This window comes from Caulobacter flavus (genome assembly GCF_003722335.1).
Taxonomy (GTDB): Bacteria; Pseudomonadota; Alphaproteobacteria; order Caulobacterales; family Caulobacteraceae; genus Caulobacter; species Caulobacter flavus.
Genome location: NZ_CP026100.1, coordinates 645,922 through 668,960 on the forward strand (window position 1 = coordinate 645,922; position 23,039 = coordinate 668,960).

General features: G+C 70.7%; 28 protein-coding genes and 1 pseudogene. 13 read left to right on the plus strand and 16 right to left on the minus strand.

What is annotated here, in order from left to right; translation table 11 throughout:
• Positions 1-9: 9 nt before the first annotated feature.
• On the minus strand, positions 10-1,059 hold the full coding sequence (locus C1707_RS03120; RefSeq protein ID WP_101711562.1) for a hypothetical protein: 1,050 nt from the start codon (positions 1,057-1,059) through the stop codon (positions 10-12).
• A gap of 183 nt (positions 1,060-1,242) precedes the next feature.
• On the opposite strand from C1707_RS03120, the gene C1707_RS03125 reads away from it, so the two are divergent.
• Positions 1,243-2,208, plus strand: a complete 966-nt coding sequence (locus C1707_RS03125; protein ID WP_101711561.1) for an NAD(P)H-dependent flavin oxidoreductase — start codon at positions 1,243-1,245, stop codon at positions 2,206-2,208.
• Between the two features lie 142 nt (positions 2,209-2,350).
• Here the strand turns inward: C1707_RS03125 and C1707_RS03130 are convergent, their stop codons facing one another.
• Both C1707_RS03130 and C1707_RS03135 read right to left on the minus strand, forming a co-directional pair.
• Positions 2,351-3,352 (minus strand): L,D-transpeptidase family protein, encoded by a 1,002-nt coding sequence (locus C1707_RS03130; RefSeq protein ID WP_101711560.1) that lies wholly within the window; start codon positions 3,350-3,352, stop codon positions 2,351-2,353.
• Positions 3,349-3,747, minus strand: coding sequence for a DNA breaking-rejoining protein (locus C1707_RS03135; protein WP_101711559.1), 399 nt, complete (start codon positions 3,745-3,747; stop codon positions 3,349-3,351). The genes C1707_RS03130 and C1707_RS03135 overlap by 4 nt, the downstream gene beginning before the upstream one ends.
• Positions 3,748-3,854: 107 nt before the next feature.
• Between C1707_RS03135 and C1707_RS03140 the strand changes: the two genes are divergently transcribed.
• The 4 genes from C1707_RS03140 to C1707_RS03155 all read left to right on the plus strand — a co-directional run bounded on the left by C1707_RS03140 (position 3,855) and on the right by C1707_RS03155 (position 6,717).
• Positions 3,855-4,871, plus strand: coding sequence for a 2-hydroxyacid dehydrogenase (locus C1707_RS03140; protein ID WP_101711558.1), 1,017 nt, complete (start codon positions 3,855-3,857; stop codon positions 4,869-4,871).
• Positions 4,872-4,986: 115 nt separating this feature from the next.
• Positions 4,987-5,622: an RcnB family protein gene (locus C1707_RS26460; RefSeq protein ID WP_101711557.1), complete on the plus strand. Its 636-nt coding sequence runs from the start codon at positions 4,987-4,989 to the stop codon at positions 5,620-5,622.
• A gap of 25 nt (positions 5,623-5,647) precedes the next feature.
• Positions 5,648-6,178 (plus strand): hypothetical protein, encoded by a 531-nt coding sequence (locus tag C1707_RS03150; protein WP_101711556.1) that lies wholly within the window; start codon positions 5,648-5,650, stop codon positions 6,176-6,178.
• 17 nt (positions 6,179-6,195) lie between these two features.
• Positions 6,196-6,717 (plus strand): hypothetical protein, encoded by a 522-nt coding sequence (locus C1707_RS03155; protein ID WP_101711555.1) that lies wholly within the window; start codon positions 6,196-6,198, stop codon positions 6,715-6,717.
• A 41-nt stretch (positions 6,718-6,758) separates the two neighbouring features.
• On the opposite strand, the gene C1707_RS03160 is transcribed toward C1707_RS03155, so the two are convergent.
• The 6 genes from C1707_RS03160 to C1707_RS03185 form a co-directional block, all read right to left on the minus strand.
• A complete protein-coding gene (locus C1707_RS03160) occupies positions 6,759-7,019 on the minus strand; it encodes a YjhX family toxin (RefSeq protein WP_101711554.1) in 261 nt (86 codons plus the stop codon).
• Between the two features lie 165 nt (positions 7,020-7,184).
• On the minus strand, positions 7,185-7,979 hold the full coding sequence (locus tag C1707_RS03165; RefSeq protein ID WP_101711553.1) for a CPBP family glutamic-type intramembrane protease: 795 nt from the start codon (positions 7,977-7,979) through the stop codon (positions 7,185-7,187).
• 10 nt (positions 7,980-7,989) lie between these two features.
• A complete protein-coding gene (locus tag C1707_RS03170) occupies positions 7,990-8,787 on the minus strand; it encodes a MipA/OmpV family protein (RefSeq protein WP_101711552.1) in 798 nt (265 codons plus the stop codon).
• A 129-nt stretch (positions 8,788-8,916) separates the two neighbouring features.
• Entirely contained in the window at positions 8,917-10,053 is a 1,137-nt protein-coding gene (locus tag C1707_RS03175) for a helix-turn-helix domain-containing protein (RefSeq protein ID WP_101711551.1), read from the minus strand.
• Positions 10,054-10,132: 79 nt separating this feature from the next.
• The gene (locus C1707_RS03180) at positions 10,133-10,894 is read right to left on the minus strand and encodes a Crp/Fnr family transcriptional regulator (protein ID WP_101711550.1); all 762 of its coding nucleotides are present in this window, start codon (positions 10,892-10,894) and stop codon (positions 10,133-10,135) included.
• 70 nt (positions 10,895-10,964) lie between these two features.
• Positions 10,965-11,174, minus strand: a complete 210-nt coding sequence (locus C1707_RS03185) for a hypothetical protein (RefSeq protein ID WP_101711549.1) — start codon at positions 11,172-11,174, stop codon at positions 10,965-10,967.
• 212 nt (positions 11,175-11,386) lie between these two features.
• Between C1707_RS03185 and C1707_RS03190 the strand changes: the two genes are divergently transcribed.
• The 6 genes from C1707_RS03190 to C1707_RS03215 all read left to right on the plus strand — a co-directional run bounded on the left by C1707_RS03190 (position 11,387) and on the right by C1707_RS03215 (position 15,569).
• The gene (locus C1707_RS03190; RefSeq protein ID WP_101711548.1) at positions 11,387-11,833 is read left to right on the plus strand and encodes a TIGR02301 family protein; all 447 of its coding nucleotides are present in this window, start codon (positions 11,387-11,389) and stop codon (positions 11,831-11,833) included.
• Between the two features lie 81 nt (positions 11,834-11,914).
• Entirely contained in the window at positions 11,915-12,874 is a 960-nt protein-coding gene (locus tag C1707_RS03195) for an SPFH domain-containing protein (RefSeq protein WP_240633940.1), read from the plus strand.
• 4 nt (positions 12,875-12,878) lie between these two features.
• Entirely contained in the window at positions 12,879-13,343 is a 465-nt protein-coding gene (locus C1707_RS03200; RefSeq protein ID WP_101711547.1) for an NfeD family protein, read from the plus strand.
• 102 nt (positions 13,344-13,445) lie between these two features.
• Positions 13,446-13,805 (plus strand): hypothetical protein, encoded by a 360-nt coding sequence (locus C1707_RS03205; RefSeq protein ID WP_240633853.1) that lies wholly within the window; start codon positions 13,446-13,448, stop codon positions 13,803-13,805.
• A 79-nt stretch (positions 13,806-13,884) separates the two neighbouring features.
• A complete protein-coding gene (locus tag C1707_RS03210) occupies positions 13,885-14,811 on the plus strand; it encodes an ABC transporter ATP-binding protein (protein WP_101711546.1) in 927 nt (308 codons plus the stop codon).
• Positions 14,808-15,569 carry an ABC transporter permease gene (locus tag C1707_RS03215; protein WP_101711545.1) on the plus strand — a complete coding sequence of 254 codons (762 nt, stop codon included), beginning with the start codon at positions 14,808-14,810 and terminating at the stop codon, positions 15,567-15,569. Before C1707_RS03210 ends, C1707_RS03215 begins: the two co-directional genes overlap by 4 nt.
• Before the next feature lie 9 nt (positions 15,570-15,578).
• Here the strand turns inward: C1707_RS03215 and C1707_RS03220 are convergent, their stop codons facing one another.
• The 5 genes from C1707_RS03220 to C1707_RS03235 all read right to left on the minus strand — a co-directional run bounded on the left by C1707_RS03220 (position 15,579) and on the right by C1707_RS03235 (position 19,636).
• Complete coding sequence (locus tag C1707_RS03220) at positions 15,579-16,091, minus strand: hypothetical protein (RefSeq protein WP_101711544.1); 513 nt, start codon at positions 16,089-16,091, stop codon at positions 15,579-15,581.
• A gap of 122 nt (positions 16,092-16,213) precedes the next feature.
• Positions 16,214-16,696, minus strand: coding sequence for a hypothetical protein (locus C1707_RS25960; RefSeq protein WP_145998298.1), 483 nt, complete (start codon positions 16,694-16,696; stop codon positions 16,214-16,216).
• Between the two features lie 34 nt (positions 16,697-16,730).
• Positions 16,731-17,708 (minus strand): L-threonylcarbamoyladenylate synthase, encoded by a 978-nt coding sequence (locus C1707_RS03225; protein ID WP_101711543.1) that lies wholly within the window; start codon positions 17,706-17,708, stop codon positions 16,731-16,733.
• On the minus strand, positions 17,639-18,988 hold the full coding sequence (locus tag C1707_RS03230; RefSeq protein ID WP_101711542.1) for a YceI family protein: 1,350 nt from the start codon (positions 18,986-18,988) through the stop codon (positions 17,639-17,641). Before C1707_RS03230 ends, C1707_RS03225 begins: the two co-directional genes overlap by 70 nt.
• Positions 18,989-19,012: 24 nt before the next feature.
• On the minus strand, positions 19,013-19,636 hold the full coding sequence (locus tag C1707_RS03235) for a YceI family protein (RefSeq protein WP_101711541.1): 624 nt from the start codon (positions 19,634-19,636) through the stop codon (positions 19,013-19,015).
• Between the two features lie 196 nt (positions 19,637-19,832).
• On the opposite strand from C1707_RS03235, the gene C1707_RS03240 reads away from it, so the two are divergent.
• Entirely contained in the window at positions 19,833-21,581 is a 1,749-nt protein-coding gene (locus C1707_RS03240; protein ID WP_101711540.1) for an acyl-CoA dehydrogenase family protein, read from the plus strand.
• A gap of 22 nt (positions 21,582-21,603) precedes the next feature.
• Here C1707_RS03240 and C1707_RS26560 read toward each other — a convergent pair.
• Together C1707_RS26560 and C1707_RS03245 are read right to left on the minus strand one after the other, a co-directional pair.
• Positions 21,604-21,717: pseudogene (locus C1707_RS26560) on the minus strand (hypothetical protein); the annotation flags it as partial.
• Positions 21,718-21,747: 30 nt separating this feature from the next.
• Entirely contained in the window at positions 21,748-22,503 is a 756-nt protein-coding gene (locus C1707_RS03245; protein ID WP_240633854.1) for a MauE/DoxX family redox-associated membrane protein, read from the minus strand.
• A 68-nt stretch (positions 22,504-22,571) separates the two neighbouring features.
• Between C1707_RS03245 and C1707_RS03250 the strand changes: the two genes are divergently transcribed.
• Positions 22,572-22,988, plus strand: coding sequence for a MerR family transcriptional regulator (locus C1707_RS03250; protein WP_101711539.1), 417 nt, complete (start codon positions 22,572-22,574; stop codon positions 22,986-22,988).
• Positions 22,989-23,039: the final 51 nt, after the last annotated feature.

Below are 23,039 nucleotides of genomic sequence, written 5' to 3' on the forward strand. Positions count from 1 at the left end.
CGACCGCCGTCACGGCCTGTAGATTCCCCAGCCCTGGCAGCCGGGGCGCGGCGTTCCGGCCAGCCCCTCGGCGTCGACGCACAGCAGGCCCGCGCCGGGCCCCGCGCCGCCGGGCGGCGAGATCCACCTCACCACGCCGTCCTCCACCCCCACCAGGGCCGCGTCGCGCATGTCGGAGAGATTGCGGGTCTTGCCGCCGCCCAGGTCCACCGTCAGCACGCCGTAGCCCGGTCGCGCGGACCCATGCCAGCGCAGGCCGTCCCGGCGCGCGTGGAGCCCGACGTCGCGCGGCAGGCGCTGGCCGACGCTCAGGCCCGCCAGCGTCGCCGCGCCGCGATCGCGGGCCCGCGCCCGGTCGCGGTTGATGGCCGGCAGCCTGATCGCGAACGGCGCCAGGGCCAGGCCCTGCATGTCGCTTTCGTTGAGGGGCGGACGCTTGGCCGGACGCACGACCGCAGGCAAAGCCGGCGGCGGCGCGCAGTCGACCAGCAGCCGGTCGGACCCGTCCAGCCGGGCGGCTTCCCAGCGTCCGAGAAAGCCCACGCCGTCCTCCAGCGGCAACTGGCCGAAGCGCGCCTGGAATGGTCCGAGCGAGGCCTGGCGGATCCAGCGCTCGTAGGCCTTGCGGTTCTCGTGCGGCGGGGCCGGCGGCCTCAGGCCCGGGCGGGCGGGTCGCAGGACGGCCGTCAGCCGCCCGTCGCGGAACGCCAGCACCGGATCCCCGACCGTCAGGTCGCGGGGCTCGGCAACCACGCGCGAGCGGCAGACCGGCGCGCCGGCGTCGGACGAAACCTCGCCATGCGTGCGCCAGGCCGCCCGCCGGCGCAGCGCCGCCGGATCGGCCGCCAGGTCGTCCAGGGTGAAATAGGCGTCGGTTCCGCCGTCGCGGGCCACCTCGAAGCCGCGCGTCAGCGGCGTCGCGGCCGGCGCTCCGGTCAGGCGGGCGCGAACCTCGACGGGGGTCAGGCCGATCAACTCGCCGATCGCCGCCTCGCCCGCCGTCGCGCCGGTCGCCGACAGCAGCGCCAGGGCCGCCGCAAGTCCGATCCGCTCACGCATCGCACCCTCCAAAGACCAACCCTGGGAGGAAAACACAGCCGGGCCTTCTGCACCATCAAAAAGTGAGTGAACAATCACACTCAGGCGATCCGAGTGCCCTCGCGGAAGGATTGCCGTCCTCCCGACGAAGCGCACACTCGCCAGAGGGCTGGCCCGCGAAGCCCGCCAAGAGGGAGACCCGCCATGGCCCTGCGTACGCCGCTGTGCGACCTGCTGCACGTCGAGCACCCGATCCTGCTGGCCGGCATGGGCGGCGTATCGTACGCGCCCCTGGCGGCGGCGGTGTCGAACGCCGGCGACTACGGCGTGCTGGGCATGGCCGGAACCTCGCCCGACTTCATCCGTCGGCAGATGCGGCAGGTGCGCGCCCTCACCGACAAGCCGTTCGGCGTCGACCTGCTGGCCGCCACGCCCGACGCCCTGACCGCCAGCGTCGAGGTGATCATCGAGGAAGGCGCCAGCGCCTTCGTCGCCGGCCTGGGCGTGCCTTCGCCGATCATCGACCGGCTGCGGGCGGCCGGGCTGAAGGTGATGGTCGTCTGCGGCACGGTGCGTCACGCCCGGAAGGCCCAGGACGCCGGCTGCGACGCGGTGATCTGCCAGGGCGGCGAGGGCGGCGGCCACACCGGCCTGGTGGGCACCCTGCCGCTGGTCGCCCAGGCGGTCGAGGCGGTCGACATCCCGGTGATCGCGGCCGGCGGCCTGCACGACGGGCGGGGCCTGGCCGCCGCCCTGGCCCTGGGCGCCCAGGGCGTGTGGATGGGCACCCGCTTCATCGCCAGCGTCGAGGCCCATGCCGGCGAGGTCTATCGCCAGGCCGTGCTGGCCGCCCGCGACGAGGACACGGTCCGCACCCGCTGCTATTCGGGCAAGCCGATGCGGGTGCGCGCCAACCCCTATGTCGACGACTGGGAGACGCGGGCCGGCGAGATCCAGCCCTTCCCGCTGCAGGCCATGGCCAGCGTCCAGGCCGGGGTGCTGGGCGGCATCGGCGGCCAGACCGAGGGCCTCGATCCCGACCGCTCGTGCCTGGCCATGGGCCAGAGCGCCGGCGGGATCCGCGAGGTGCGGCCGGCGGGCGAGATCGTCGCCAGCCTGATGGCCGAGGCCGAGACGGCCATCCGGCGCAGCGCGGCCCTGGTGGGGTGAGAGGGCGACGGGTCTCCGTCCGTCGCCCTCTTCCACTCGTCATCCCGGGCGAAGGGCCGTGAAACGGTCCGTAGACCCGGGACCCATGGGCAGCCGCACTGCACCGGCCCTGGGTCCCGGCTCTCCGCTTCGCTACGGCCTTCTACCGCCCCGACGACAGCACCGTCAGATGCCGGCCCGAGGTCTCGGGCAACACCGGCGACTGGGTGGCCAGGATGGTCGTGCCGGGAACGATCACCGTGCGCACCGCCGTGCGAAAGCCGTCGGGCATCGCGGTCTTGGCCATCAGTTCGGGATCGAGCGGCCGGGCGGCCTCGTCGTCATGGCCAGGCACGCCGACATAGGCCCAGCGCGGCACGCCGTTCTCGACGCTGGTGCAGACCAGCACGTGGGTCTGGAAATCCTCGTCGGGAAAGACGACGCCGGCCCGGCCGATCTCGACGCCGTTGCGCAGCACCACCGCCCGGCGGTCGCTGCGCGAGGCGATGATGGTCACCGGCCCGGCCGGCGCGGCCTTCGGGTCCCACCGCCAGTCCTCGCCGAGGGGCGGCGGCTCGGCCGCCCCCTGGACCGGGCTCGGCGCCGCGCCCAGAACCCCGGCGGCGCTGGGCATGGCGGCCGGCGGATCGCCGGCCTTGCCCGCCACGATCACCGTGCCGCCCATCGGGGTGACGCCGAACAGCAGCTTGGCGAAGCCCATCGGCAGGTGCACGCAGCCGTGGCTTTCCGGATAGCCCGGCAGGCCGCCGGCGTGCAGCGCCACCCCGTCCCAGGTCAGGCGCTGCTGATAGGGCATGGGCGCGTTGTTGTAGGTGCTGGACCGGTGGTCGGCGTCCTTCTGCAGGATCGTGAACACCCCCGTCGGCGTGTCGTGGCCCTCCTTGCCGCTCGACACCGTGGAGACCGCGATGCGCACGCCGTTGCGATAGACCGTGGCCAGCTGCCGCGACAGGTCGACATAGACCACCACCGGCCCCCTGGGCGCGATCTGCGGCGCCCAGACCCATTGGCCCGGCTTGAGGGTCTCGCCCGTGCGGGCCAGTTCGACCGCCGAACTGGCCTTGGCGCCCTGGGCCAGCGCCGCGCCGGGCGCGAGCGCGCCGGCGGCCAGGGCCAGGGTCAGCTCACGTCGCGACGGGCTCATCTGGCGGCGATGGTCAGAGTATAGGCGGAGGTTTCGTTGCGGCGCGCGGCGTTGCGCATCAGATAGACCTGCACGGTGTAGTCGCCGCTCGACGGGATCTTCACCTTGGCGCTGGAGCCCGAGGTCGAGCCGACGAACATGGCCGCGTCGGCGCCGGGGGCGGTGATGTTGAAATAGGCCGAGGCGTTGGTCGGCTTGAAGTCGACCTTCAGGGTCTGGCCGGCCGCGACCCCGACCTTGTAGTTCACGGTGGCGTAGCCCTTGATCGAGCCCTTGATCGTCGTGGCCGAAGTCCCCTTGGCGAAGCGCACCGTCTCGGTGCGGGCGCCGTCCTGCGCCAGGGCCGGCGTGACGGCGGCGAGCAGACAGAGCGCGGCGAGCGTGCGGGCGAACATGTGGATCTCCTGGAGAAGGCCTCCAGCGAGGATAGGTTGAGCTACGGACTAGGCGCAATCGCACCAAGGATCGATAGTCGCGAGAACTCGTCAGCTGGAGCTTTCCCGTGCGCGTCGCCGTGTTCTCGACCAAGGCCTATGATCGCCGCTTTCTCGACCGGGCCAATGCCGGCGGCGACCACGTCCTCGACTATTTCGAGGCCCGGCTGGACGCGACCACCGCCGCGCTGGCGGCCGGCTATCGGGCGGTCTGCGTGTTCGTCAACGACCGGCTCGACGCCGCGACGCTGGGAATCCTGGCGGCGGGCGGTGCCCGGGCGATCGCCCTGCGCTGCGCCGGCTACAACAATGTCGACCTGGCCGAGGCCGAGCGGCTGGGGATCACGGTGGTTCGGGTGCCGGCCTATTCGCCGGAGGCCGTGGCCGAATTCACCGTCGGCCTGCTGCTGGCGCTGGACCGCAACATTCCCCGCGCCTGGAGCCGGGTGCGCGAGAACAACTTCGCCCTCGACGGCCTGATGGGCCGCAACCTGTCGAGCCGCACGGTCGGGGTGGTCGGCACGGGCCGCATCGGCGCCCTGGTCGCCCGCAGCCTGCGCCTGGGCTTCGGCTGCCGGGTGCTGGCCAGCGACGTGGCGCAGGACACGGGCCTCGTCGCCATCGGCGTGGAGTACGTGTCACGCGACGCCCTGCTGCGGCAGGCCGACATCGTCACCCTGCACTGCCCGCTGACGCCCGACACCCGCTACCTGATCGACGCGGCCGCCATCGCCGCCGCCCGCGACGGCCTGACCATCGTCAACACCAGCCGCGGCGCGCTGATCGACACCGCCGCCCTGATCGAGGGGCTCAAGAGCCGCAAGATCGGCGGGGTGGCGCTGGACGTCTACGAGCAGGAGGCCGACCTGTTCTTCGAGGACCTGTCGAACGAGATCGTCCAGGACGACGTCTTCCAGCGCCTGCTGACCTTCCCCAACGTGCTGATCACCGGCCACCAGGCCTTCCTCACCGAAGAGGCCCTGTCGGCCATCGCGCAGACCACCCTGGCCAGCCTGTCGCAGATCGAGGCCGGCCAGGTCCCGGCCAACCAGGTCACCCCCGAACTGGTGCGGCCGTCGCCTTGACGCTTCGCGCCCAAATCGCTCGCCGCAGCCTCACCATGGGTTGAAGCGACGCGGCTTTTGGGTGTTTCCTCACACAACGAGACCGGCTCCCCCTTCCGCTAACCCGGAGTTTCCCATGGACCGCCGCAAACTGCTCGCCTTCGGCCTGCTGGCCGCTTTCCCGGGATTGGCGCAGGCCCAGGGCCATGGCGGCCACGGCCCCGGAGGCCAGGGTAACCAGGGTCAGGGACAGCGTCCCGGCCCGGGCTCGGGCGGCCAGGGCGGCGGACGTCCTCCGGGCCAGGGATCGGGGCAAGGCCCGGGGCACGGCTCCGGCGGGCCCGGCCACGGTCAAGGCCCCGGCGGCGGCTCCCAGCCCGGTCGTCCTGGCGGCGGCGGTTCGCCCTCGCGCCCACCGGCCACGCGTCCCCCGACCACGCGGCCTCCTTCCGGCCAGCGCCCGCCCAACCGCCCGGGACCGACGCCGCCGCTGGGGCCGCACCGCCCCGGCGGCGGCCGTCCGCCCGGCTTCCGTCCGGTCCAGGGCGGCCGCTGGCGCTATCCGCCCGGCCAGCGCTATCGCCGCTGGTCGATCGGCGGCATCCTGCCGGCGCTGTTCCTGACCAGCGGCTACGTCTACGACGACTACTGGCGCCTGGGCCTGGGCGGACCGCCCTACGGCTATCGCTGGGTGCGCTACGGACCAGACCTGCTGCTGGTCGAATGGCGCACCGGCCGCGTGGTCGACGTGATCTACGGCGCCTTCTACTGACCCCGCCCCCGGCCTGGAGACCTCGATGAGCAAGACGACGAGGGCCGTGGTGGCGGCCGTCGCGGGCCTGAGCGTGCTGGCGACCTCGCTGGCCGCCGCGGCCCAGCCCCGGGACCTGATCGGCGCCCGCGCCGGCCAGGGCGAGAACAGCCTGCGCTCGCGGGGCTACCAGCTGGATCACACCGACGGCGGCGTGCAGTACTGGTGGCATCCGCGCGACCGCGAATGCATCAACCTGTTCGTCGACGACGGCCGCTACGACACCATCGACCGGCGGCCGGCTTCGGAGTGCAACGCCGGCAAGAGCGGCAAGAAGGACAATACCGGCGCCATCGTCGCCGGGGCCCTGGCCATCGGCATACTGGCCGCGGCCGCCGCCTCGTCGAAGAAGAAGCACGAGGACGACCGCTATCGCGACGACGACGACCGCCGCCGCGATCCGCCCTATTCCCCGGCCCGGGGCGTCGACTGCTATCCCTCGCAACGAGCCTGCTACGAGCGCGGACGCGGCTATTCGCCGTCGTGGACGTCGCGCGAATTCGGCTACCGCTACTAGAGCCCGGAGGATCGAGCATGCAGACCCTCCGCACCCTTGCGCTGGCCCTGGCCGCGACCGCCCTGGTCGCCGGCTGCGGGCCCAAGCCTGACGCCGGCAAGGACGCGCCGACCGCCCCCGCGCCCGTGGGCAAGGACGCCGCCCACCAGGACGCCGGCGCCCTGCTGGCCGACCTGATGTCGCCGACCTTCACGGTCGAGCAGCAGGGCCGCATCCTCAACATGGGCTACTTCATGGCCGCCTCGTCGCTGTGCCCCGACCTCGAGGTCGACGCCCAGAAGATGGGCCGCGCCGTCGACGCCGTCCTGACCCTGGGCCCGCCCGAACAGACCGACGCCGAGAAGGCCCATCAGCGCGACGCGGTGATCATGTTCCTGGGCATGAGCAGCGGGGCGATGATCGGCTCGCACATCGAGGACAAGACCCAGTTCTGCGAGGACGCCGCCAAGGTGAAGGGCGGCGCGCCCGAAACCCACCTGTTCGCCGCCGGCCCGCCGACCGATCCCTCGACCGCGCCGGTGCCGGCGAACAAGCCCTGAAGACACAAGGGGCCGGACGCCACGTCGCCCGGCCCCTGCGCCTACCCCCTGTTGTCCAGTTGCGGACGCACGGCCTCGCGGCCGCGGCGGGAGATGCGATACGGCCCCGACGCGCGGGACTCGATCAGGCGCTTGCGCTTCAGCTTGCCGAAGACCGCCAGGTTGCAGCTGGCGAGCACCAGCCCGTCACGGGTGACGCATTCGACGCGGGTGATGCGACGGCCCTCGTCGCGATGGGCGCGCACGCAGCCGCCCTGGGCCAGGACGTGCAGCACGCGCTGCTCGTCTCTCGAGATGTTCATTTGGGATTATGCCAGTCTGAAGTTCGGCCAAGCCCGAACGCGCCGCGTCAAGCGGCGGGAGGGTTCGGGCTGCGAGCCGCGCGCCGGAGGCGTGCGGCAGCCGTTCAGACAATCTCAGGCATGAACATCCGGGTTTGATGCCGGAGAGCTCCGGTAGCGTCAACCTCACGGCTGCAGGATCACCACCAGCACGGCGGCGACCAGCACCAGCCCCTCCACCCCGTGGATGACCACCGCCAGCCAGTTCGAGCGGAAGGCCTGGGCCGGCAGGGCGTAGCACAGGCAGCTGATCAGCAGGCCGGGCATCAGCCAGAACTTGTGCGCGTGGTAGGCGGTGAACAGCAGGCCGTTGCCCAGCCAAGCCCACCGCCCCCAGGCCCGCTCCATGCGCGGCAGCAGCACGCCGTGGAACAGCAGCGCCTCGCCCAGGACGTAGTTGAACAGGCTGGAGACGAGGGCCAGGCCGAGAATGTCCCAACGCCCCCGCGCCTCGGGCGTGATCAGGTGCTCGATCATCGCGAACGGCGGCGCCATCTGCGCCAGCCGCTCGCCCAGGGGGGTGGCCTGGAACAGTAGGGTGGCGGCCTCGTCGCCGAGGAAGCCCAGCGCCACGAACAGCGGGACCAGCAGGAAGGCGCCCGCGAACGGGCGGTCGCTGGCGCGCCAGACCGGCGCCGTCAGCCACAGCCGGCGGCGCAGGTCGGGCCAGCGCAGCCGCACGCCCTCCAGCTTCAGCACGATCAGCGACAGCGCCAGCTGCCAGGCCATGCCCAGCACCATCATCCGCCAGAAGACCAGGCCCGGCAGCGGATCGCCGGGCGCCATCAGCCGGGGCGCGACCACCCAGGCCAGCACCGCCATCGGGACCGTGGCCGCCAGCCAGATCAGCAGGATCGCCGCCGTCCGGCCGACCGCGACGAGCCGCGCGGGTACGCCGGGCGAGATCAGGGTCGCGTGCACGGGCGCCACGCTAGAACCGGCGCACCAGGCCGACGAAGCCCGCGGCGGCGCTCTTCTTGGCCATCAGCGGGCTGGCCGTGACGTCGTCGTCGAACAGCTCGACCTCGGCGGCGGCGATGACATAGGCCTTCTCGCCGATCCGGTAGCGGGCCTGGGCGCCCAGCGACGGCACGACCACGCCGCCCGACGGCGCGCCGGGCGTGCGGCCGAATTCGTAGGCCCGCGCGGCCCCGACCTCGCCGGCCTTCAGGCCGTAGAGCCAGGTGGCCAGCTTCTTGTCCTTCCACGACAGGCCGGCCACGGCCTCGATCGTCAGCCGGTCGGTGGGCGCGGCCGACAGGGTCAGGTCGAGATTGACCTCCTGGCCCTTGGTCTCGCCCGAGACGTCGGCCAGGTATTCGAGGCTGACGCCGGCCGGGCCGAAGGCGGCGCTGGCCCGGCCGCCGACATCGATGCCGAGGTCGCGCTCGAGGAAGGCGAAGTCGCGGGTGTCCTTGGGGTCGACCAGCTGGAAGCGCGGCGCGATCCGCCCCTCGATCTTGAAGCGATCGTCGGCATAGGCCTTCACCGCCAGGCCGTTGAGGTCGGCCGTGAACCGTCGATCCTGGTAGAAGAACAGCGGCAGCACGCCGGTCCCCACCTTGTCCTTGGCGCTTTCGTAGGGGTTGGCGGCGGCGTAGGCGCCGGCCCCCAGCAGGAACAGCCGCTCGGGCTCCTCGGCGCGAGCGGCCTGAGCGCGGGCTGATGGAGCGAGGGCGGCCAGAAGGCAGGCGGTGAGCAGGGCGGCGCCGGACAGGCGGTCGATCATGACGGTTCTCTCGATGGCGAGGGGGAGGACGTCACGACCCTGGCCGGCGCGGCGGCGGGCGTCGTCCGAGCGGGCAGGCCCGGAGCCGGAAGGCGTCCGATCCTGCCCGTCAGGACATGGCCGAGAAAGTCAGGCCGCCGGGCGGAAGGCGCTGGGCGGCCGGCCGGCGTGTTTCTTGACGGCGGTGTTGAAGGTCGAGCGCGAGTTGAAGCCGACCGCGTAGGCGATGGCCAGGATCGACTCGTCGGAGGCCTCGATGCGCGCCACGGCCTCCTCGACCCGCCAGCGGTTGACGTAGTCGAAGAAGCTCTGGCCCAGGTGCTCGTTGAGCGCCTGCGACAGGTGGTTGGGCGTCACGCCGATGCGGGCCGCCAGGCCGCTCAGCGACAGCAGGGGATCGCGGTGGAGGCCGCCGGCCCGCATGGCCTGCTCCAGGCGGGCGGCGATCTCGACCTGGCGGGCCTCAGGCAGGGCCGAGCGGGCGTACTTGCCGGCCGCCGGCAGCGCCTGCGGCGTCTCGGTCTGCGGCGTGTAGATCGGCTTTTGCGAGAGGCCGAACAGGCCGATGGCGGCGGTCCAGGCCAGCTCGACCGCGGCGGCGGCGGCGTCCAGCCAGCCCTCGTGGGCCGCGCCGGCGGCCAGGGCCGACTTCACCGCGCCCCAGATCCAGGCGGCCAGCATCACCAGCAGCAGGATCCGCAGCCAGCTCAGGGTGCGGTCCTCGATGTTGGAGAACAGGTCGCGCACCCGCCGCACGTGTCGGCCCATCACCCGGAAGGCGGCGGCGAGATAGCCCAGGGTCACGGCCAGGAACAGCGCCACGAAGGCCAGCTGCAGCGGTCCCGCCAGCGGGTCGACCTCCGCGCCATCGCCGGTATAGACCGCCAGCCGGGTCGAGGCCGGCAGCAGGAAGAACGGCAGGACCAGCAGCATCGCCACGCCCGCCGGCCAGCCGATGCGGGCCACCCGCGCCAGGGTCCAGCCCCGTTCGGGGTCGCCGGTCATGGCCACCACATAGGCCAGGATCGCCGGTCCCAGGCCCAGCGACGTGGTCCACAGGATTCCCGTCGCCCAGGGCGCGGCGGCGTAGGCGCCGGCGCGGTCGAGCATCAGATCCAGGCCCGACAGGGCGCTGAGCAGCAGGAACACCGCCAGCGCCGTGGCCGGACGCGTGCGCCAGTCGCGGCGCAGGCCCAGCTGCGCGGCCGCGAACAGCCCCACGCCCGCCGCCGCCGAGGCCAGGATCAGCACCACAGTGTCGGCCATGCCCCGTCGATCGTCCGCAACTGAAAACGGCGCGGAGAGTGTCGCGTAACGCCGATCGACGCAATCGCGGCGCGAGACGCTAGTCCTTGATCTCGGGCAGCAGCCGCCCGAAATGCGCCTCGACCTGGCCATAGCACTCGCAGGCGCGCCGTTCGAGCTTGCGGCGGTCGAGGATCTCGACCCGCCCGCGACGGGTCTGGATGATCCCGTCGGACTGCAACACCTTGGCCGCGGCCGTGACGGTGGTGCGCTGCACGCCCATCATGTCGGCCAGCGCCTCCTGGGTCAGGCGCACGACATCCTCGCCCGAGCGGTCGTGGGCCGACAGCAGCCAGCGGCAGCAGCGCTGCTCGATCGTGTGCAGGGCGTTGCAGGCCACCGACTGCATCATCTGGGCGATCATCGCGTCGGCGTAGCGGGTGAAGAGGTCGCCCATGGCCGGGAAGCGCTGGCGCATCTCGTCCAGGCGGGCGGTCGGCACCACGAAGGCGGGTCCGGGAACCTGCACCACCGCGCGGCCGTAGGCGGGTTTCAGCCCGCCGCTGACGATGCCGCCCAGCGCTCCCTCCCAGCCGACCGTAGCCGCCTCGACCTCGCGGCCCTCGGCGGTGACCACCAGCAGGGCGACCATGGTCGGCCGGCACGGCAGGTAGGTGTTGCGCACGTCCTCGCCGACGTCGAACAGCACCTGGCCCCGCGCCAGGGCGGTCAGGGACAGGCCCGTCTTGAGGGCGGCGCGCGCCTCGTCAGGCAGGCCCAGCAGCAGCCGGTTGCCGGCATAGGCCTGTGTTACCCGCTCGGCGCGGGGGTCTCGGTCGTTCAGTTCTGCGGAGTCGGCCATGGCGGCATCCAACGGCGGCGCTTGCTCACCGTTAAAGCGCGCGGAGGCCGCCTTTCGTTGCGTGAAGCCTTCAGCTGAGCAGGGTGGGCCTGTGCAGCTGTCCGGTTTCGTCCTGCAGGTGCATGCGCACCGGCAGGCCCAGGCCCGTGGCCTGTTCGGCCAGGCGCGCGGCGGCGCGTTCGGCCTCGTGACGGTTGCGGTAGGCCCCGAACCGGAGCTGGTCGCCGATGATGGTCCACCGGTCGCCCACCTGGACGACGCCGTAGTGCACTTCGGCCATGACACGTCCTCCCTTCTGCGCTGTCGGAGTGGTCGTTTCTCGCCGCCCCCTGACTTATCCACAGCCTGACGCCGATCCTTGTTGATAGCAAGGCCCTGAAGAGTCGAAGTTTCGACCCTAAATGGGCGAGCGCGGCTGTGGATGGAATGGCGCAGCTCGCCCGGCGCGGGCGCGGCGCTGACAGGCGGCGGGCTTGCGGCCATAATGACCCCATGCTTCGCGCGCGCCCCCTCGTTCCCGCCCTGGCGACCCTGCTGCTGACCGCTCCGGCGGCCCTGCCGGCGCACGCCCAGGAACGCGAGCCGGCCGACCGCCAGCGCCTGCTCGACCTGGCCTACGTCCTGGGCCAGAGCCATGCCCTGCGCCAGGCCTGCGAAGGGGCCGGCGACCAGTTCTGGCGGGCCCGGATGATGCGGCTCATCGACGTCGAAGCCTCCGACTCCGGCTTCACCGCCCAGATGCGCGATCGCTTCAACGGCGGCTTCGCGGCCAGCCAGGCCGGCCATCCGGAAGGCTGCTCCCCCGAGAGCCGCCGCGCCGAGCGCCAGGCCGCCGTGCGCGGCCGTGCTCTCGCCTCCAAGCTGTCGCAGACGGTGGTGATCAACGATCCCGCGCAAGCTTCGCCGGATTCCGTGGCGGACGGGCGAGGCGCGCGCTAACTTCTTCCTATGGGCGCAAGGCGACTGGCGGCGAGCGCCGCCGGGCCGGCCCTCTCGGGAGGCGTAGACTTGGCCGCTTTTATGGTTCCTCTGATCCTGCTCGTGCTGGCGATCCTGCTGGTCGTCAACGTCATCAAGATCGTGCCCCAGGGCCGCGAATTCACCGTCGAGCGCTTCGGTCGCTACACCCGCACCCTCAAGCCCGGCATCAGCATCCTGACGCCCTTCGTCGAGACCATCGGCCGTCGGGTGAACATGATGGAGCAGGTGCTCGACGTCCCCAAGCAGGAGGTCATCACCAAGGACAACGTGTCGGTGACCGTCGACGCCATCGTCTTCATCCAGGTGATGGACGCCTCGGCCGCCGCCTATCGCGTCGACAACCTGATCTACGCCATCACCCAGCTGGCCCAGACCAACCTGCGCACCGTGGTCGGCTCGATGGAGCTGGACGAGGTGCTCAGCCAGCGCGACCACATCAACTCGCGCCTGCTGGCCACGATCGACGACGCCACCGGTCCGTGGGGCGTCAAGGTCGCCCGCATCGAGATCAAGGACCTGACCCCGCCGGCCGACATCACCAACGCCATGGCCCGCCAGATGAAGGCCGAGCGCGAGCGCCGCGCCGTCATCACCGAGGCCGAGGGCGAGAAGCAGGCCCAGATCGCCCGCGCCGAGGGCGCCAAGCAGTCGGCCATCCTGCAGGCCGAGGGCCGGCGCGAAGCCGCCTATCGCGACGCCGAGGCGCGCGAGCGGGAAGCCGAGGCCGAGGCCAAGGCCACCGCCTTCGTGTCCGAAGCCATCGCTCGCGGCGACGTCAACGCCATCAACTACTTCGTGGCCCAGAAGTACGTCGAGGCGTTCGGGGATCTGGCCCGCTCGCCCAACGCCAAGACCGTGATCGTGCCGGCCGACTTCGCCGGCATCACCGGCACGGTGGCCGGGGTCGGCGAACTGATCCGCTCGCTGGGCGGACCGGACGCGACCCCGCCCGTGCGCTCCGCGGCCGTGCCGACCAGCGCGCCGCGCAAGGGAGGCTGAGGCCATGACCGGCCTGATCGACTTCTACGTCGCCCACCCCTTCTGGCTGTGGCTGTCGGCGGCCGCCGTGTTCCTGGCGATCGAGGTGGGCACCGGCACCGGCTGGCTCTTGTGGCCGGCCGCCGCGGCGGCGGCCGTCGGCGTGGTCGCCCTGCTGCTGCCCACCGGCCTGCCGGCGGAGATCGCCCTCTTCGCCGTGCTGACCATCGCCACCACCTACCTGGCCCGCCGCTTCCTGCGGCCGGCCCTGGCCGGGCCCGATCCGGACCTCAACGACCCCACCCTGCGCCTGCTGGGCCGTCCGGCCGAAGTGGTCGCCGCCTTCGAGAACGGCCGCGGCCGGGTCTTCGTTGACGGCAAGGAGTGGGCTGCCCAGACAGAGGAGGCGGCCGAGGGCGAGATCGCCCCGGCGACCGGGACCCGGGTCTCGGTCGTGGGCGTGCACGGCGCGGTGCTCACCGTCCGCTGACGCCTGCTGACACGTTCGGGCTCGACGAGGCGATAGACCCCGCTCGCGTCGAGCCTGGCCGGCTCGGCGAAATCCAGTTCGACGTCGCTGCTTGGGATCCGCATGAGAAGACCGCTTTTAGCCCTGGCCAGCGCCGCCGGCCTGGGCCTGTGCGCCGGCCCCGTCCTGGCCCAGGACCTCTACATCGGCACGGTCGCCGTCCAGAAGGATCAGGTGATCCTGACCCGCTGCGACCTGGCCGCCAACCGCTACGTCCTGCGCGATCGCGACTCGGAGCAGGACAAGCCGGTCGCCAAGCTGCGCGAGCGTCTCAAGGCCCTGAAGGCCCCGGTCTATGTCGAGGTGATCGGCGAGTACGTCGAGATCAAGACCGACGACGGCAACGCCCTGGACGTGATCGGCCTGGAGAACCTGACGGCGGGCAAGTCCTGCCACCTGGCCGACGCCCTGGGATCGCAATAGGCGCGCCGCTCGCCACTGGCGTTTCTGGCCTCGCGCCCCCATCTGGGCGCGGACCGCACGGACGAGAGGGAACAGACGGGTGGAACCCATCATCACGGTGTCGGGTCTGACCAAGACCTACGCCTCGGGCCACCAGGCCCTCAAGCAGGTCGACCTGACCATCAGGCGCGGCGAGATCTTCGCCCTGCTCGGCCCTAACGGCGCGGGCAAGACCACGCTGATCAGCATCATCTGCGGCATCGTGCGGCCCAGCACCGGCAGGATCGTCGCCGACGGCCACGACATCGCCCGCGAGTACCGTCCGGCCCGCACCAAGATCGGCCTGGTGCCCCAGGAGCTGACCACCGACGCCTTCGAGACGGTGATCGCCACCGTCACCTTCAGCCGCGGCCTGTTCGGCAAGCCGGCGAACCCGGCGCTGATCGAGAAGATCCTTCGCGACCTGTCGCTCTGGGACAAGAAGGACGCCAAGATCATGACCCTGTCGGGGGGCATGAAGCGGCGGGTGATGATCGCCAAGGCCCTGTCGCACGAGCCCTCGATCCTGTTCCTCGACGAGCCCACCGCCGGCGTCGACGTCGAACTGCGCCGCGACATGTGGGAGATGGTCCGCAAGCTGCGCGAGACCGGGGTGACCATCATCCTGACCACCCACTACATCGAGGAGGCCGAAGAGATGGCCGACCGGGTGGGCGTGATCCGCAAGGGCGAGATCATTCTCGTCGAGGACAAGGCCGCCCTGATGCAGAAGCTGGGCAAGAAGCAGCTGACCCTGCACCTGCAGGCGCCGCTGGACGCCGTGCCCGCCGGACTGTCGGACTACGCCCTGGAACTGGCCGCCGACGGCCACGAGCTGGTCTACAGCTTCGACGCCCAGGCCGCCGAGACCGGCATCGCGCCGCTGCTGCGCCGCCTGTCGGCCGAAGGCGTCGACTTCACCGACCTCAACACCCGCCAGAGCTCCCTCGAGGAGATCTTCGTCAGCCTGGTGAAGGACCGGCCATGAACCTGCACGCCGTCGCCGCCATCTACCGCTTCGAGATGGCGCGGACCTTCCGCACCCTGCTGCAGAGCATCGCCTCGCCGGTGCTGTCGACCTCGCTGTACTTCGTCGTCTTCGGCGCGGCCATCGGCTCGCGCATGACGGCCGTCGACGGGGTGCCCTACGGCGCCTTCATCGTGCCGGGCCTGATCATGCTGTCGATCCTGACCGAGAGCCTGTCGAACGCCTCGTTCGGCATCTACATGCCCAAGTGGTCGGGCACGATCTACGAGGTGCTGTCGGCGCCCGTCTCGCCGTTCGAGATCGTGCTGGGCTATGTCGGCGCGGCGGCCAGCAAGTCGCTGCTGCTGGGGACCATCATCCTGGCGACGGCGCGCCTGTTCGTGCCGTTCGAGATCCAGCACCCGCTGTTCATGGCCGCCTTCCTGGTGCTGACGGCGGTGACCTTCAGCCTGTTCGGCTTCATCCTGGGCATCTGGGCCGACAGCTTCGAGAAGCTGCAGATCGTGCCCCTGCTGGTGATCACCCCCCTGACCTTCCTGGGCGGCAGCTTCTATTCGATCGACATGCTGCCGGGCGTCTGGCGGACGATCTCGCTGTTCAACCCGGTGGTCTACCTGGTCAGCGGCTTCCGCTGGAGCTTCTTCGGCACGTCCGACGTGGGCGTCGGCGTCAGCCTGGCGGCCACCTGCGGCGTGCTGCTGCTGTGCCTGGCGATCATCGCCTGGGTCTTCAAGACCGGCTACCGCCTGAAGAACTAGGCGGACCGGTCAGTCCCGGGCGGCGCGCTCGATCCTGACCAGGTCCAGCACGCCGACGATCTGGCGGGCCCGCCAGTTGCTGAGCAGGTAGGAGATCGGACCCGCCGCCAGGGTCAGGGCCAGGGCCAGGCAGTTCATCGCGTTCTCGCGTACGAACGTGCCCAGGTCGTCGCCGACGATCTCGGCCACCAGGGCGGTCGCCGACACCGGCACGGTCAGGTAGGCGATGATCACCGCCCGCAGCATCTGCTCCTGGCGGCGGGCGTTCAGCGCGGCCAGGGCCGCCACGGCCTCGAAGGTCTTGTCGCCGACCCCTTCCAGCAGGGCGAAGGCGCGTCTGGTCGAGGCGTTCCTGCGAAAGCCGCTGAGGAAGTCCACGCCCAGATACCCCCAGGCGCCCGGCGAGTAGAACCACGACGGCACCAGGCTCCAGACCGGAAACTCGTTCTTGAGACTGCGCCACAGGGGCCAGCACGCCAGTTCTTGGCCAGCGACCGCCTCGGCCGGTTCATTCGCCCCCATACGCGCCCCATCAACCCTGACTAGAGATTCGCCTCGACCCTAGCCGTCGCCGGGCGCCCTTGCCTAGCCGACGAAGCCCGCCGCATGGTCGAGGGCCGAACTCTCCCGCTGGAAGACAGCTGTCAGAGCGTCCCATGGCGTTCAGCAAAGAGGAACGTGGCCTCTTGCTCCCTACGCAGAAACTCCACGGGATCTTCGACCATGATCCCAAGTCTCTCCGCTCCCGCCACGAACCCGTTGAGCGAGCTTTCTTCCAAATCACCTGTCTCTCGATTCTTGTCATTGACAACGATCGAAGTGATCAGCGGAGCTTTTCGGGCATGCGCCTTTGCTAGAACTCGATCTAGATGCCGCGGTATCTGGCGACGAACCTTGTTCCACTCGCAGCCATTAGCCTTGGCGACGTCACCATATGAAAGGAACGATCCAACAGCCGCCGCGCCCAGAATGCATTTGATGGTTACTTCCAAATCTAGCCCGGGTCCGTCGCGGCGCTGAAGCTCATCCAAGGCTTCTGCATAAAGCGGCCGATCGAAAGCGCCTTGCTTTTGATGGTTGGCGATCAACGCGCTCAGCTGCTCATTTGTTAAGTCCGCGACTTTCATGCTTCCCCCATGAAGCACCATTGAATTCGTGGCCTTAACCTACAAACCCCGCCGCTCTCTTCAAGCGGTCGTTTATGGCTTCACCCAACCCCAGACTAGGGATCGGCGCCACGGCGATGGCCGCCGGCGAGGTGCGATCCGCCGCCCGCAGGTAGGAAAAGAGGTTGGCGGCGGCCTGCGCCAGATCGCCCGTGGGGCTGAGGTTGAACACCCCCTCCCCTTCCGGCCACGGGCCGAAGGCCAGGAAGGCCTCGCCGGCGTTCGGCGCCGCGGCGTTGACGCGCACCGGCGCGTCGGGGGCGTAATGCAGGGCCAGGCGCCCAGGCGAGCGCTTGGCGTCGTCCTCGGCCTCGGCGAGCGGTCCGACCACCGCCTCCAGCTGGGCGCGGGTGACGGCGCCGGGACGCAGCAGGCGCACGGGTCCATCGAGCACGGCGACGACGGTGGATTCCAGGCCCACCTGGCACGGCCCGCCGTCCAGCACGGCGGCGCACTTGTCGCCGGTCTCGGCGAAGGCGTCCTGGAAGGTCGTGGGACTGGGACGGCCCGAGCGGTTGGCCGAGGGCGCCACGACCGGTCCGCCGAACGCGGCCAGCACGGCCCTCGCCAGGGGATGGCCGGGCACGCGGATGGCGACGGTCTCCAGCCCTGCACGGGCCAGGTCGCAGACGGCGGCCGTATCCCTCACGGGCGCGACGATGGTCAGGGGGCCGGGCCAGAACGCCTCTGCCAGGGCGGTCGCGCGCTCGTCGAAGGCGGCGATGCGGGCGGCGGTCTTGGCATCGGCGACGTGGGCGATCAGCGGGTTGAAGCGCGGACGCCCCTTGGCCTCGAAGATCGCCGTCACGGCCGCCGGGTCGGACGCATCCGCCCCGAGGCCGTAGACGGTTTCGGTGGGCAGCAGGACGAGGCCCCCGTTGGCGAGGGCCCGCCCCGCGCGGGCTACTTCTTCCTGGCGGTCAAGGCGAAGCTCACCTTGATCTTGGCCGGTATCTGATCCGTCGACGCCCATTCGCCCTGTCCAACCCCGAACGCGGTCCGGTCGAGGGTGGTTACACCGCGCGCCGTGGCCGTGTCGCCGTCGATCTTCAGGCTGAACGGCAGGCTGAGCGGCTTTTTCACGCCGCGCAGGTCCAGCGTACCGTCGGCGACGAAGCGGCCTTCGGCGGTCTTGCGGAACTTGGTCGCGGTGAAGGTCGCCTTGGGATTGGCCGAGGTGTTGAAGAAGTCGGGGCCCTGCAGGCTCTCGTCGCGCTGGCCGTCGCCCGTGCCGGCCGAGGCCAGGTCGATGCTGACGGTCAGTTTCGAACGGTCCAGGGCTTCGGGCGAGAACAGGATGTCGGCGGTCCAGCGGCTGAACTTGCCTTGGATCGGCGTGTCGGCCCAGGCCAGGTTGAAGTCGAGGTGCGAGCCCTTCTGAACGGCCCAGGCGACCGGGTCCTTCAGGGCGCTGTCGGCGGGCGGCGGCGTGGCCTCGGCGGCTGCCATCGGCGCGGCGGTCGCAGGACCGGCGGGCGTCGCGGCCGGAGCGGCTGCGGCCGGCGTCTCGTCGGGCAGGGCCAGCTCGTCGGCGGCACTCTGTTCGGGGGCGGCGGCCGGAGCCTTCGCCTTGGCCGGCGTATAGAGGTAGCCGGCGGCGACCACGGCGGCGAAGCCGGCGGCGGCCAGCCACAGGCGCGGCTCCTTCAGGCCCGGCCTGGCGCCGGCGGCCATGTGGCCGAACACCTCGTCGCGGTCGAGGATCTGGTGCTTGGCCACCGCGCCCAGGTGCAGGGCCAAGAGCACGTAGGTGAACTTGACCAGCAGGCCGTGGCCTAGGTGGCCGATGTTGTTCCAGGCGTCCTTGGCCCCGGCGGCCAGCTCGGGCAGGCCCGGCAGGTGCGGCCAGGGAATGGCGCCGAAAAGGATGGTCGGGATGTTGATGCGGCTGGTCGAGACGATGATCCAGCCGGTCAGGGGCAGGCCGATCATGATCACGTAGAAGCCGACATGCACGGCGTGGGCGGCGATCTTCTCCCAGGTCGGCTGGCCGGCCGGGGCCGGCGGCGACTTGTGGGTCAGCTTCCACAGCAGGCGCGCGACGCTCAGCACCAGGATGGTGATGCCGATCGACTTGTGCAGCTGGAAGAGGGCGAAGGTCTCGGCCCCCTTGGGGCCGTCGTCGGCCCGCCAGCCCAGGATCACCTGGAAGATCAGAGCGGCGGCGATCAGCCAGTGCAGGATGATCGCCACCGTCGAATAGCGGACAGGACCCGCCGCCGAGGCGGGTTTGGAATGCGTCTCGGCGGTCATTGGGCCGTCCCTTAGGTCAGGATCTTACTTCTTCGGATTGAATTCGGCTTCGATCGCCAGGTCGACGTCGTCCGAGACCATCGGCACCAGGTGGGTGAAGCCGAACTCCGAGCGCTTGATCTTGCCCGTGGCCGAGAAGCCCATGATCTGCGAGCCGAACGGGGTCTTGGCGAAGCCGTTGTAGGTGACGTCGAGGGTCACCGGCTTGGTCACGCCGCGGAAGGTCAGGTCGCCGGTCAGCTTGCCCTTGCCCGCCGAGGTCTGCTCGATCTTGGTCGAGACGAAGGTGATGGTCGGGTACTTGGCCGAGTCGAAGAACTTCGGATCGTCCGAGATTTCCTTGTTGAAGTTCGGCAGGCCGGTGTCGACCGACTTCGGGTCGACCGTGATCGACACCTTCGAGTCCAGCGGCTTGGCCGGGTCGTAGGCGAACGAACCGTCCAGGCCAGACAGGCGGAAGGTGTAGTTCGAGGTGCCGAAGTGCTTCACGCGCAGGGTCAGGCTGGCGTGGCGCTTGTCCAGGGCCCAGGTCCCGGCCGGAGCGGCGGCGGGATCCGTCGCCGGTTGCGCCAGGGCGGCGACCGGAGCCGCGAGCGGAGCGGCGAGAAGGGCGCCGGCCAGAATGGCGTAGGCGAAGGGGCGAGCCATGGTCTCAGATCTCCAAACTGACAAAACTGTCATAGTGACGGTTGCTGATTACCCCGACTTAGGAACTTCACCGTCCAGTTGAAGGGGCGTCTCCTCACGAAGCCGTGATCGACAGGCGGTCCTTGGCGCGATAGGCCGCGCGATCTAAACAGGGATCACATACCCCAACCCGACGCTTGAACAGATCGGCCCCCGCATGACTTTCCGCGCCCCCGTCCGCGACCTCGCCTTCGCCCTGCGCCACGTGGCGGACTTCGGCCGGCTGGCCGACGCCTATCCCGAGGCCGACGCCGACACCGTCGACGCCGTGCTGGAGGCCTCGGGCGTGTTCGCGTCGGAGGTGCTGGCCCCGATCAATCGCCAGGGCGACCTCGTCGGCGCCAAGCTTGAAAACGGCGTGGTGCGCGCGGCGCCCGGCTTCGCCGACGCCTACAAGGCCTTCGCCGAAGCCGGCTGGACCAGCCTGGCCGCCGCGCCCGAGCACGGCGGCCAGGGCCTGCCCAAGGCGCTGGAGATCGCCACCCTGGAAATGGTGCAGGCCGCCAACATGGCCTTCGGCCTGTGCCCGATGCTGAGCCTGGGCGCGATCGAGGCCCTGGCCCTGCACGGCACGGAACGCCACAAGAGCGTGTTCCTGCCCAAGCTGGTCTCGGGCGAATGGACGGGCACCATGAACCTGACCGAGCCGCAGGCAGGCTCGGACCTGGCGGCCCTGACCACCATGGCCACGCCCGACGGCCAGGGCGGCTGGACGATCAGCGGCCAGAAGATCTTCATCACCTGGGGCGACCACGACGCCGCCGACAACATCGTCCACCTGGTGCTGGCCCGCACGCCCGACGCCCCTCCCGGCGTGAAGGGCATCTCGCTGTTCCTGGCCTCCAAGGTGCTGGTCGACGACGACGGCAAGATGGGCGCGGGCAACGACGTGCGCGTCGGCGGGCTGGAGCACAAGCTGGGCATCCACGGCTCGCCCACCTGCGTGATGCTGTTCGAAGGCGCCAAGGCCGAGCTGGTCGGCAAGCTGCACGGCGGCGTGGCCCACATGTTCACGATGATGAACGCCGCCCGCCTGCAGGTCGGCGCCCAGGGCGTCGCCATAGCCGAGCGCGCCTACCAGCAGGCCCTGAACTTCTCCCTGGAGCGCGTGCAGGGCCGCTCGGCCTGGACGGGCGCCTATCCCTCGCGCCTGTTCGACCACCCGGACGTGCGCCGCACCCTTCTGCTGATGAAGGCCAAGATCGAGGCCGCCCGCGGCATCTGCCTGTCGACCGCCGTGGCCGCCGACCTGGCCCACGCGGCCGCCGACGAGGAAACCCGCGCGGCCGCCAAGCTGCGCGAAGAGCTCCTGACCCCGATCGCCAAGGCCTGGTCGACCGACGTCGGCGTCGAAGTCGCCTCGCTGGGCGTGCAGATCCACGGCGGCATGGGCTTCATCGAGGAGACCGGCGCGGCCCAGCACTATCGCGACGCCCGCATCACCCCGATCTACGAGGGCACCAACGGCATCCAGGCCATCGACCTGATCGGCCGCAAGCTCGGCTTGGCCGACGGCCAGGCCGTGGCCGACCTGATGGACGACATCCGCGACACCATCGAGGCCCTGAAGGCCGCCGACGCGTCGCTGACCCCGGTCGCCGGCCGCCTGGAAGCCGCCCTGAACGCCGCCGCCTCGGCCACCGCCTGGCTGGTCGATCGCCGCGCCCGTTCCATGCCCGACGCCCTGTCGGGCGCCACGGCCTACCTCAAGCTGCTGGGCGACACGGTCGGCGGCTGGATGCTGGCCAAGGGCGCCCTGGCCCCGGAAGCCGAGGCCCTGCGCGGCCAGCTGCTGCGGGTCTACGCCGAAAGCGTGCTGGCCCAGGTCCCCGGCCAGCTGGCCGCCGTGACTCTGGGACAGGACGACCTCGTGGCGGTGACGCCGGAGGCGCTGGGGGTTCATTAGAACTAACTGCTCCTCCCTCGCTTTAGCGGGGGAGGTGGCGCGCTGCGGATACGCAGCGTGACGGAGGGGGCGAGGGACGGAGCTCAGCGCCCGGTCACGCCCCCTCCACCGCTTCGCGGTCCCCCTCCCCCGTTTCGCTTCGCTACTCGGGGGAGGAACTTCGGGCCTAGCGCCCAACCAGCATCCACGCCGCCATCGCCACCATCATCACGTTCTCGGTCAGCGAGATGAAGCCCAGCGGCACGTTGCTGTCGCCGCCGACGCAGGCGCATTTCAGGTCGCGCTTGTCGATATAGACCGCCTTGAACACCGACACCGCGCCGACGCCGCCGATCACCAGGGCCAGGGGCGCGGAGAACCAGGTCAGCACGCCGGCCGTCATCAGCACCCCGGCCAGGCCTTCGGCGAACGGATAGACGTAGCCGTAGGGAACCCAGCGCTTGGCCAAGAGGTCGTAGCCCAGGAACATCGACGAGAAGCTCTCGACGTCGCGCAGTTTCTGGATGGCCAGCACCACCATCGAAAAGCTGATGAACCACTCGATCGCCCGCATCGTGAAGGGCGTTCCGTCGACGACGTAGGTCGCCGCCAGGGCCAGCAGGGCGGTCATGGCGAAGAGGGCGATGACCGGCTGGTAGGTCTTGGCCTTGGGATCGCGCGGCTTGCCGCCGAACCAGCGGCGCAGGTCGTCGAACCCGCCGATCCGCTCGCCCCCGACGAACACCTGCGGCGTGGTCTTCACGCCGTGCTGCGCCTTGAAGGCGTCGGTCGCCTCGCGCGTGGTCAGGTGATGGTCCTCGACCTCGTAGCCCTTGGACCGCAGCAGATGCCTGGCCTTCAGCCCGTACGGACAGACGTGCTTGTCCATCACCATGCGGTAGAGGACGGCCTTCTTGGGGGCGGCGGAAGCGGCGGACGTCACGGCGGTCTCCTTGTGCGCGAGCGGGACCGGGCTCATATGGGTTCCGTACCATGGTACGGAGTCAAGCGATGGCCACGACGAAACCCGCCGCCACGATCGCGGGCCTGGCCCGGGCCGGCGGCGTGGGGGTGGAAACGGTCCGCTACTACCAGCGCCGGGGCCTGCTGGAGACGCCCGAGCGCGGCGAGGGTTCCGGCTTGTCGGGCGGCGTGCGGCGCTACGGCGACGAGGCCGTGCGCCGGCTGCGCTTCATCCGCTCCGCCCAGGCCGCGGGCTTCACCCTGGAGCAGATCGGCGAGCTGCTGGCGCTGGACGCCGGCGAGGACCGCGCGCGGGCCCGCGAACTGGCCCGCGAGCGGATCGCCGACCTGGACCACAGGATCGCGGAGCTGCAGGCCGCCCGCGCGGGGCTTTCGCGCCTGCTCCACACCTGCAGCACGGATGATCGTGGACCCTGTCCCATCATAGCCGCGTTCGAGACCTGAGCGGAGAAACCCGCCTCTTCCGATTGCCTCCCGCCCTCCAGACGCCATATC

Excerpts from the sequence above, each read along its gene's own strand:
- C1707_RS03135 (WP_101711559.1), bottom strand. The coding sequence starts at position 3,747 with ATGTTCGCCCGCACGCTCGCCGCGCTCTGTCTGCTCGCCGCCGTCACG.
- C1707_RS03195 (WP_240633940.1), top strand. The coding sequence starts at position 11,915 with ATGGTTCCTCTGATCCTGCTCGTGCTGGCGATCCTGCTGGTCGTCAAC.
- C1707_RS03160 (WP_101711554.1), bottom strand. The coding sequence starts at position 7,019 with ATGAACATCTCGAGAGACGAGCAGCGCGTGCTGCACGTCCTGGCCCAG.
- C1707_RS25960 (WP_145998298.1), bottom strand. The coding sequence starts at position 16,696 with ATGAAAGTCGCGGACTTAACAAATGAGCAGCTGAGCGCGTTGATCGCC.
- C1707_RS03250 (WP_101711539.1), top strand. The coding sequence starts at position 22,572 with ATGGCCACGACGAAACCCGCCGCCACGATCGCGGGCCTGGCCCGGGCC.
- C1707_RS03240 (WP_101711540.1), top strand. The coding sequence starts at position 19,833 with ATGACTTTCCGCGCCCCCGTCCGCGACCTCGCCTTCGCCCTGCGCCAC.
- C1707_RS03185 (WP_101711549.1), bottom strand. The coding sequence starts at position 11,174 with ATGGCCGAAGTGCACTACGGCGTCGTCCAGGTGGGCGACCGGTGGACC.
- C1707_RS03175 (WP_101711551.1), bottom strand. The coding sequence starts at position 10,053 with ATGGCCGACACTGTGGTGCTGATCCTGGCCTCGGCGGCGGCGGGCGTG.
- C1707_RS03125 (WP_101711561.1), top strand. The coding sequence starts at position 1,243 with ATGGCCCTGCGTACGCCGCTGTGCGACCTGCTGCACGTCGAGCACCCG.
- C1707_RS03215 (WP_101711545.1), top strand. The coding sequence starts at position 14,808 with ATGAACCTGCACGCCGTCGCCGCCATCTACCGCTTCGAGATGGCGCGG.
- C1707_RS03155 (WP_101711555.1), top strand. The coding sequence starts at position 6,196 with ATGCAGACCCTCCGCACCCTTGCGCTGGCCCTGGCCGCGACCGCCCTG.
- C1707_RS03170 (WP_101711552.1), bottom strand. The coding sequence starts at position 8,787 with ATGATCGACCGCCTGTCCGGCGCCGCCCTGCTCACCGCCTGCCTTCTG.
- C1707_RS03200 (WP_101711547.1), top strand. The coding sequence starts at position 12,879 with ATGACCGGCCTGATCGACTTCTACGTCGCCCACCCCTTCTGGCTGTGG.
- C1707_RS03180 (WP_101711550.1), bottom strand. The coding sequence starts at position 10,894 with ATGGCCGACTCCGCAGAACTGAACGACCGAGACCCCCGCGCCGAGCGG.
- C1707_RS03205 (WP_240633853.1), top strand. The coding sequence starts at position 13,446 with ATGAGAAGACCGCTTTTAGCCCTGGCCAGCGCCGCCGGCCTGGGCCTG.
- C1707_RS03130 (WP_101711560.1), bottom strand. The coding sequence starts at position 3,352 with ATGAGCCCGTCGCGACGTGAGCTGACCCTGGCCCTGGCCGCCGGCGCG.
- C1707_RS03225 (WP_101711543.1), bottom strand. The coding sequence starts at position 17,708 with ATGGGCGTCGACGGATCAGATACCGGCCAAGATCAAGGTGAGCTTCGC.
- C1707_RS26460 (WP_101711557.1), top strand. The coding sequence starts at position 4,987 with ATGGACCGCCGCAAACTGCTCGCCTTCGGCCTGCTGGCCGCTTTCCCG.
- C1707_RS03230 (WP_101711542.1), bottom strand. The coding sequence starts at position 18,988 with ATGACCGCCGAGACGCATTCCAAACCCGCCTCGGCGGCGGGTCCTGTC.
- C1707_RS03235 (WP_101711541.1), bottom strand. The coding sequence starts at position 19,636 with ATGGCTCGCCCCTTCGCCTACGCCATTCTGGCCGGCGCCCTTCTCGCC.
- C1707_RS03150 (WP_101711556.1), top strand. The coding sequence starts at position 5,648 with ATGAGCAAGACGACGAGGGCCGTGGTGGCGGCCGTCGCGGGCCTGAGC.
- C1707_RS03120 (WP_101711562.1), bottom strand. The coding sequence starts at position 1,059 with ATGCGTGAGCGGATCGGACTTGCGGCGGCCCTGGCGCTGCTGTCGGCG.
- C1707_RS03190 (WP_101711548.1), top strand. The coding sequence starts at position 11,387 with ATGCTTCGCGCGCGCCCCCTCGTTCCCGCCCTGGCGACCCTGCTGCTG.
- C1707_RS03220 (WP_101711544.1), bottom strand. The coding sequence starts at position 16,091 with ATGGGGGCGAATGAACCGGCCGAGGCGGTCGCTGGCCAAGAACTGGCG.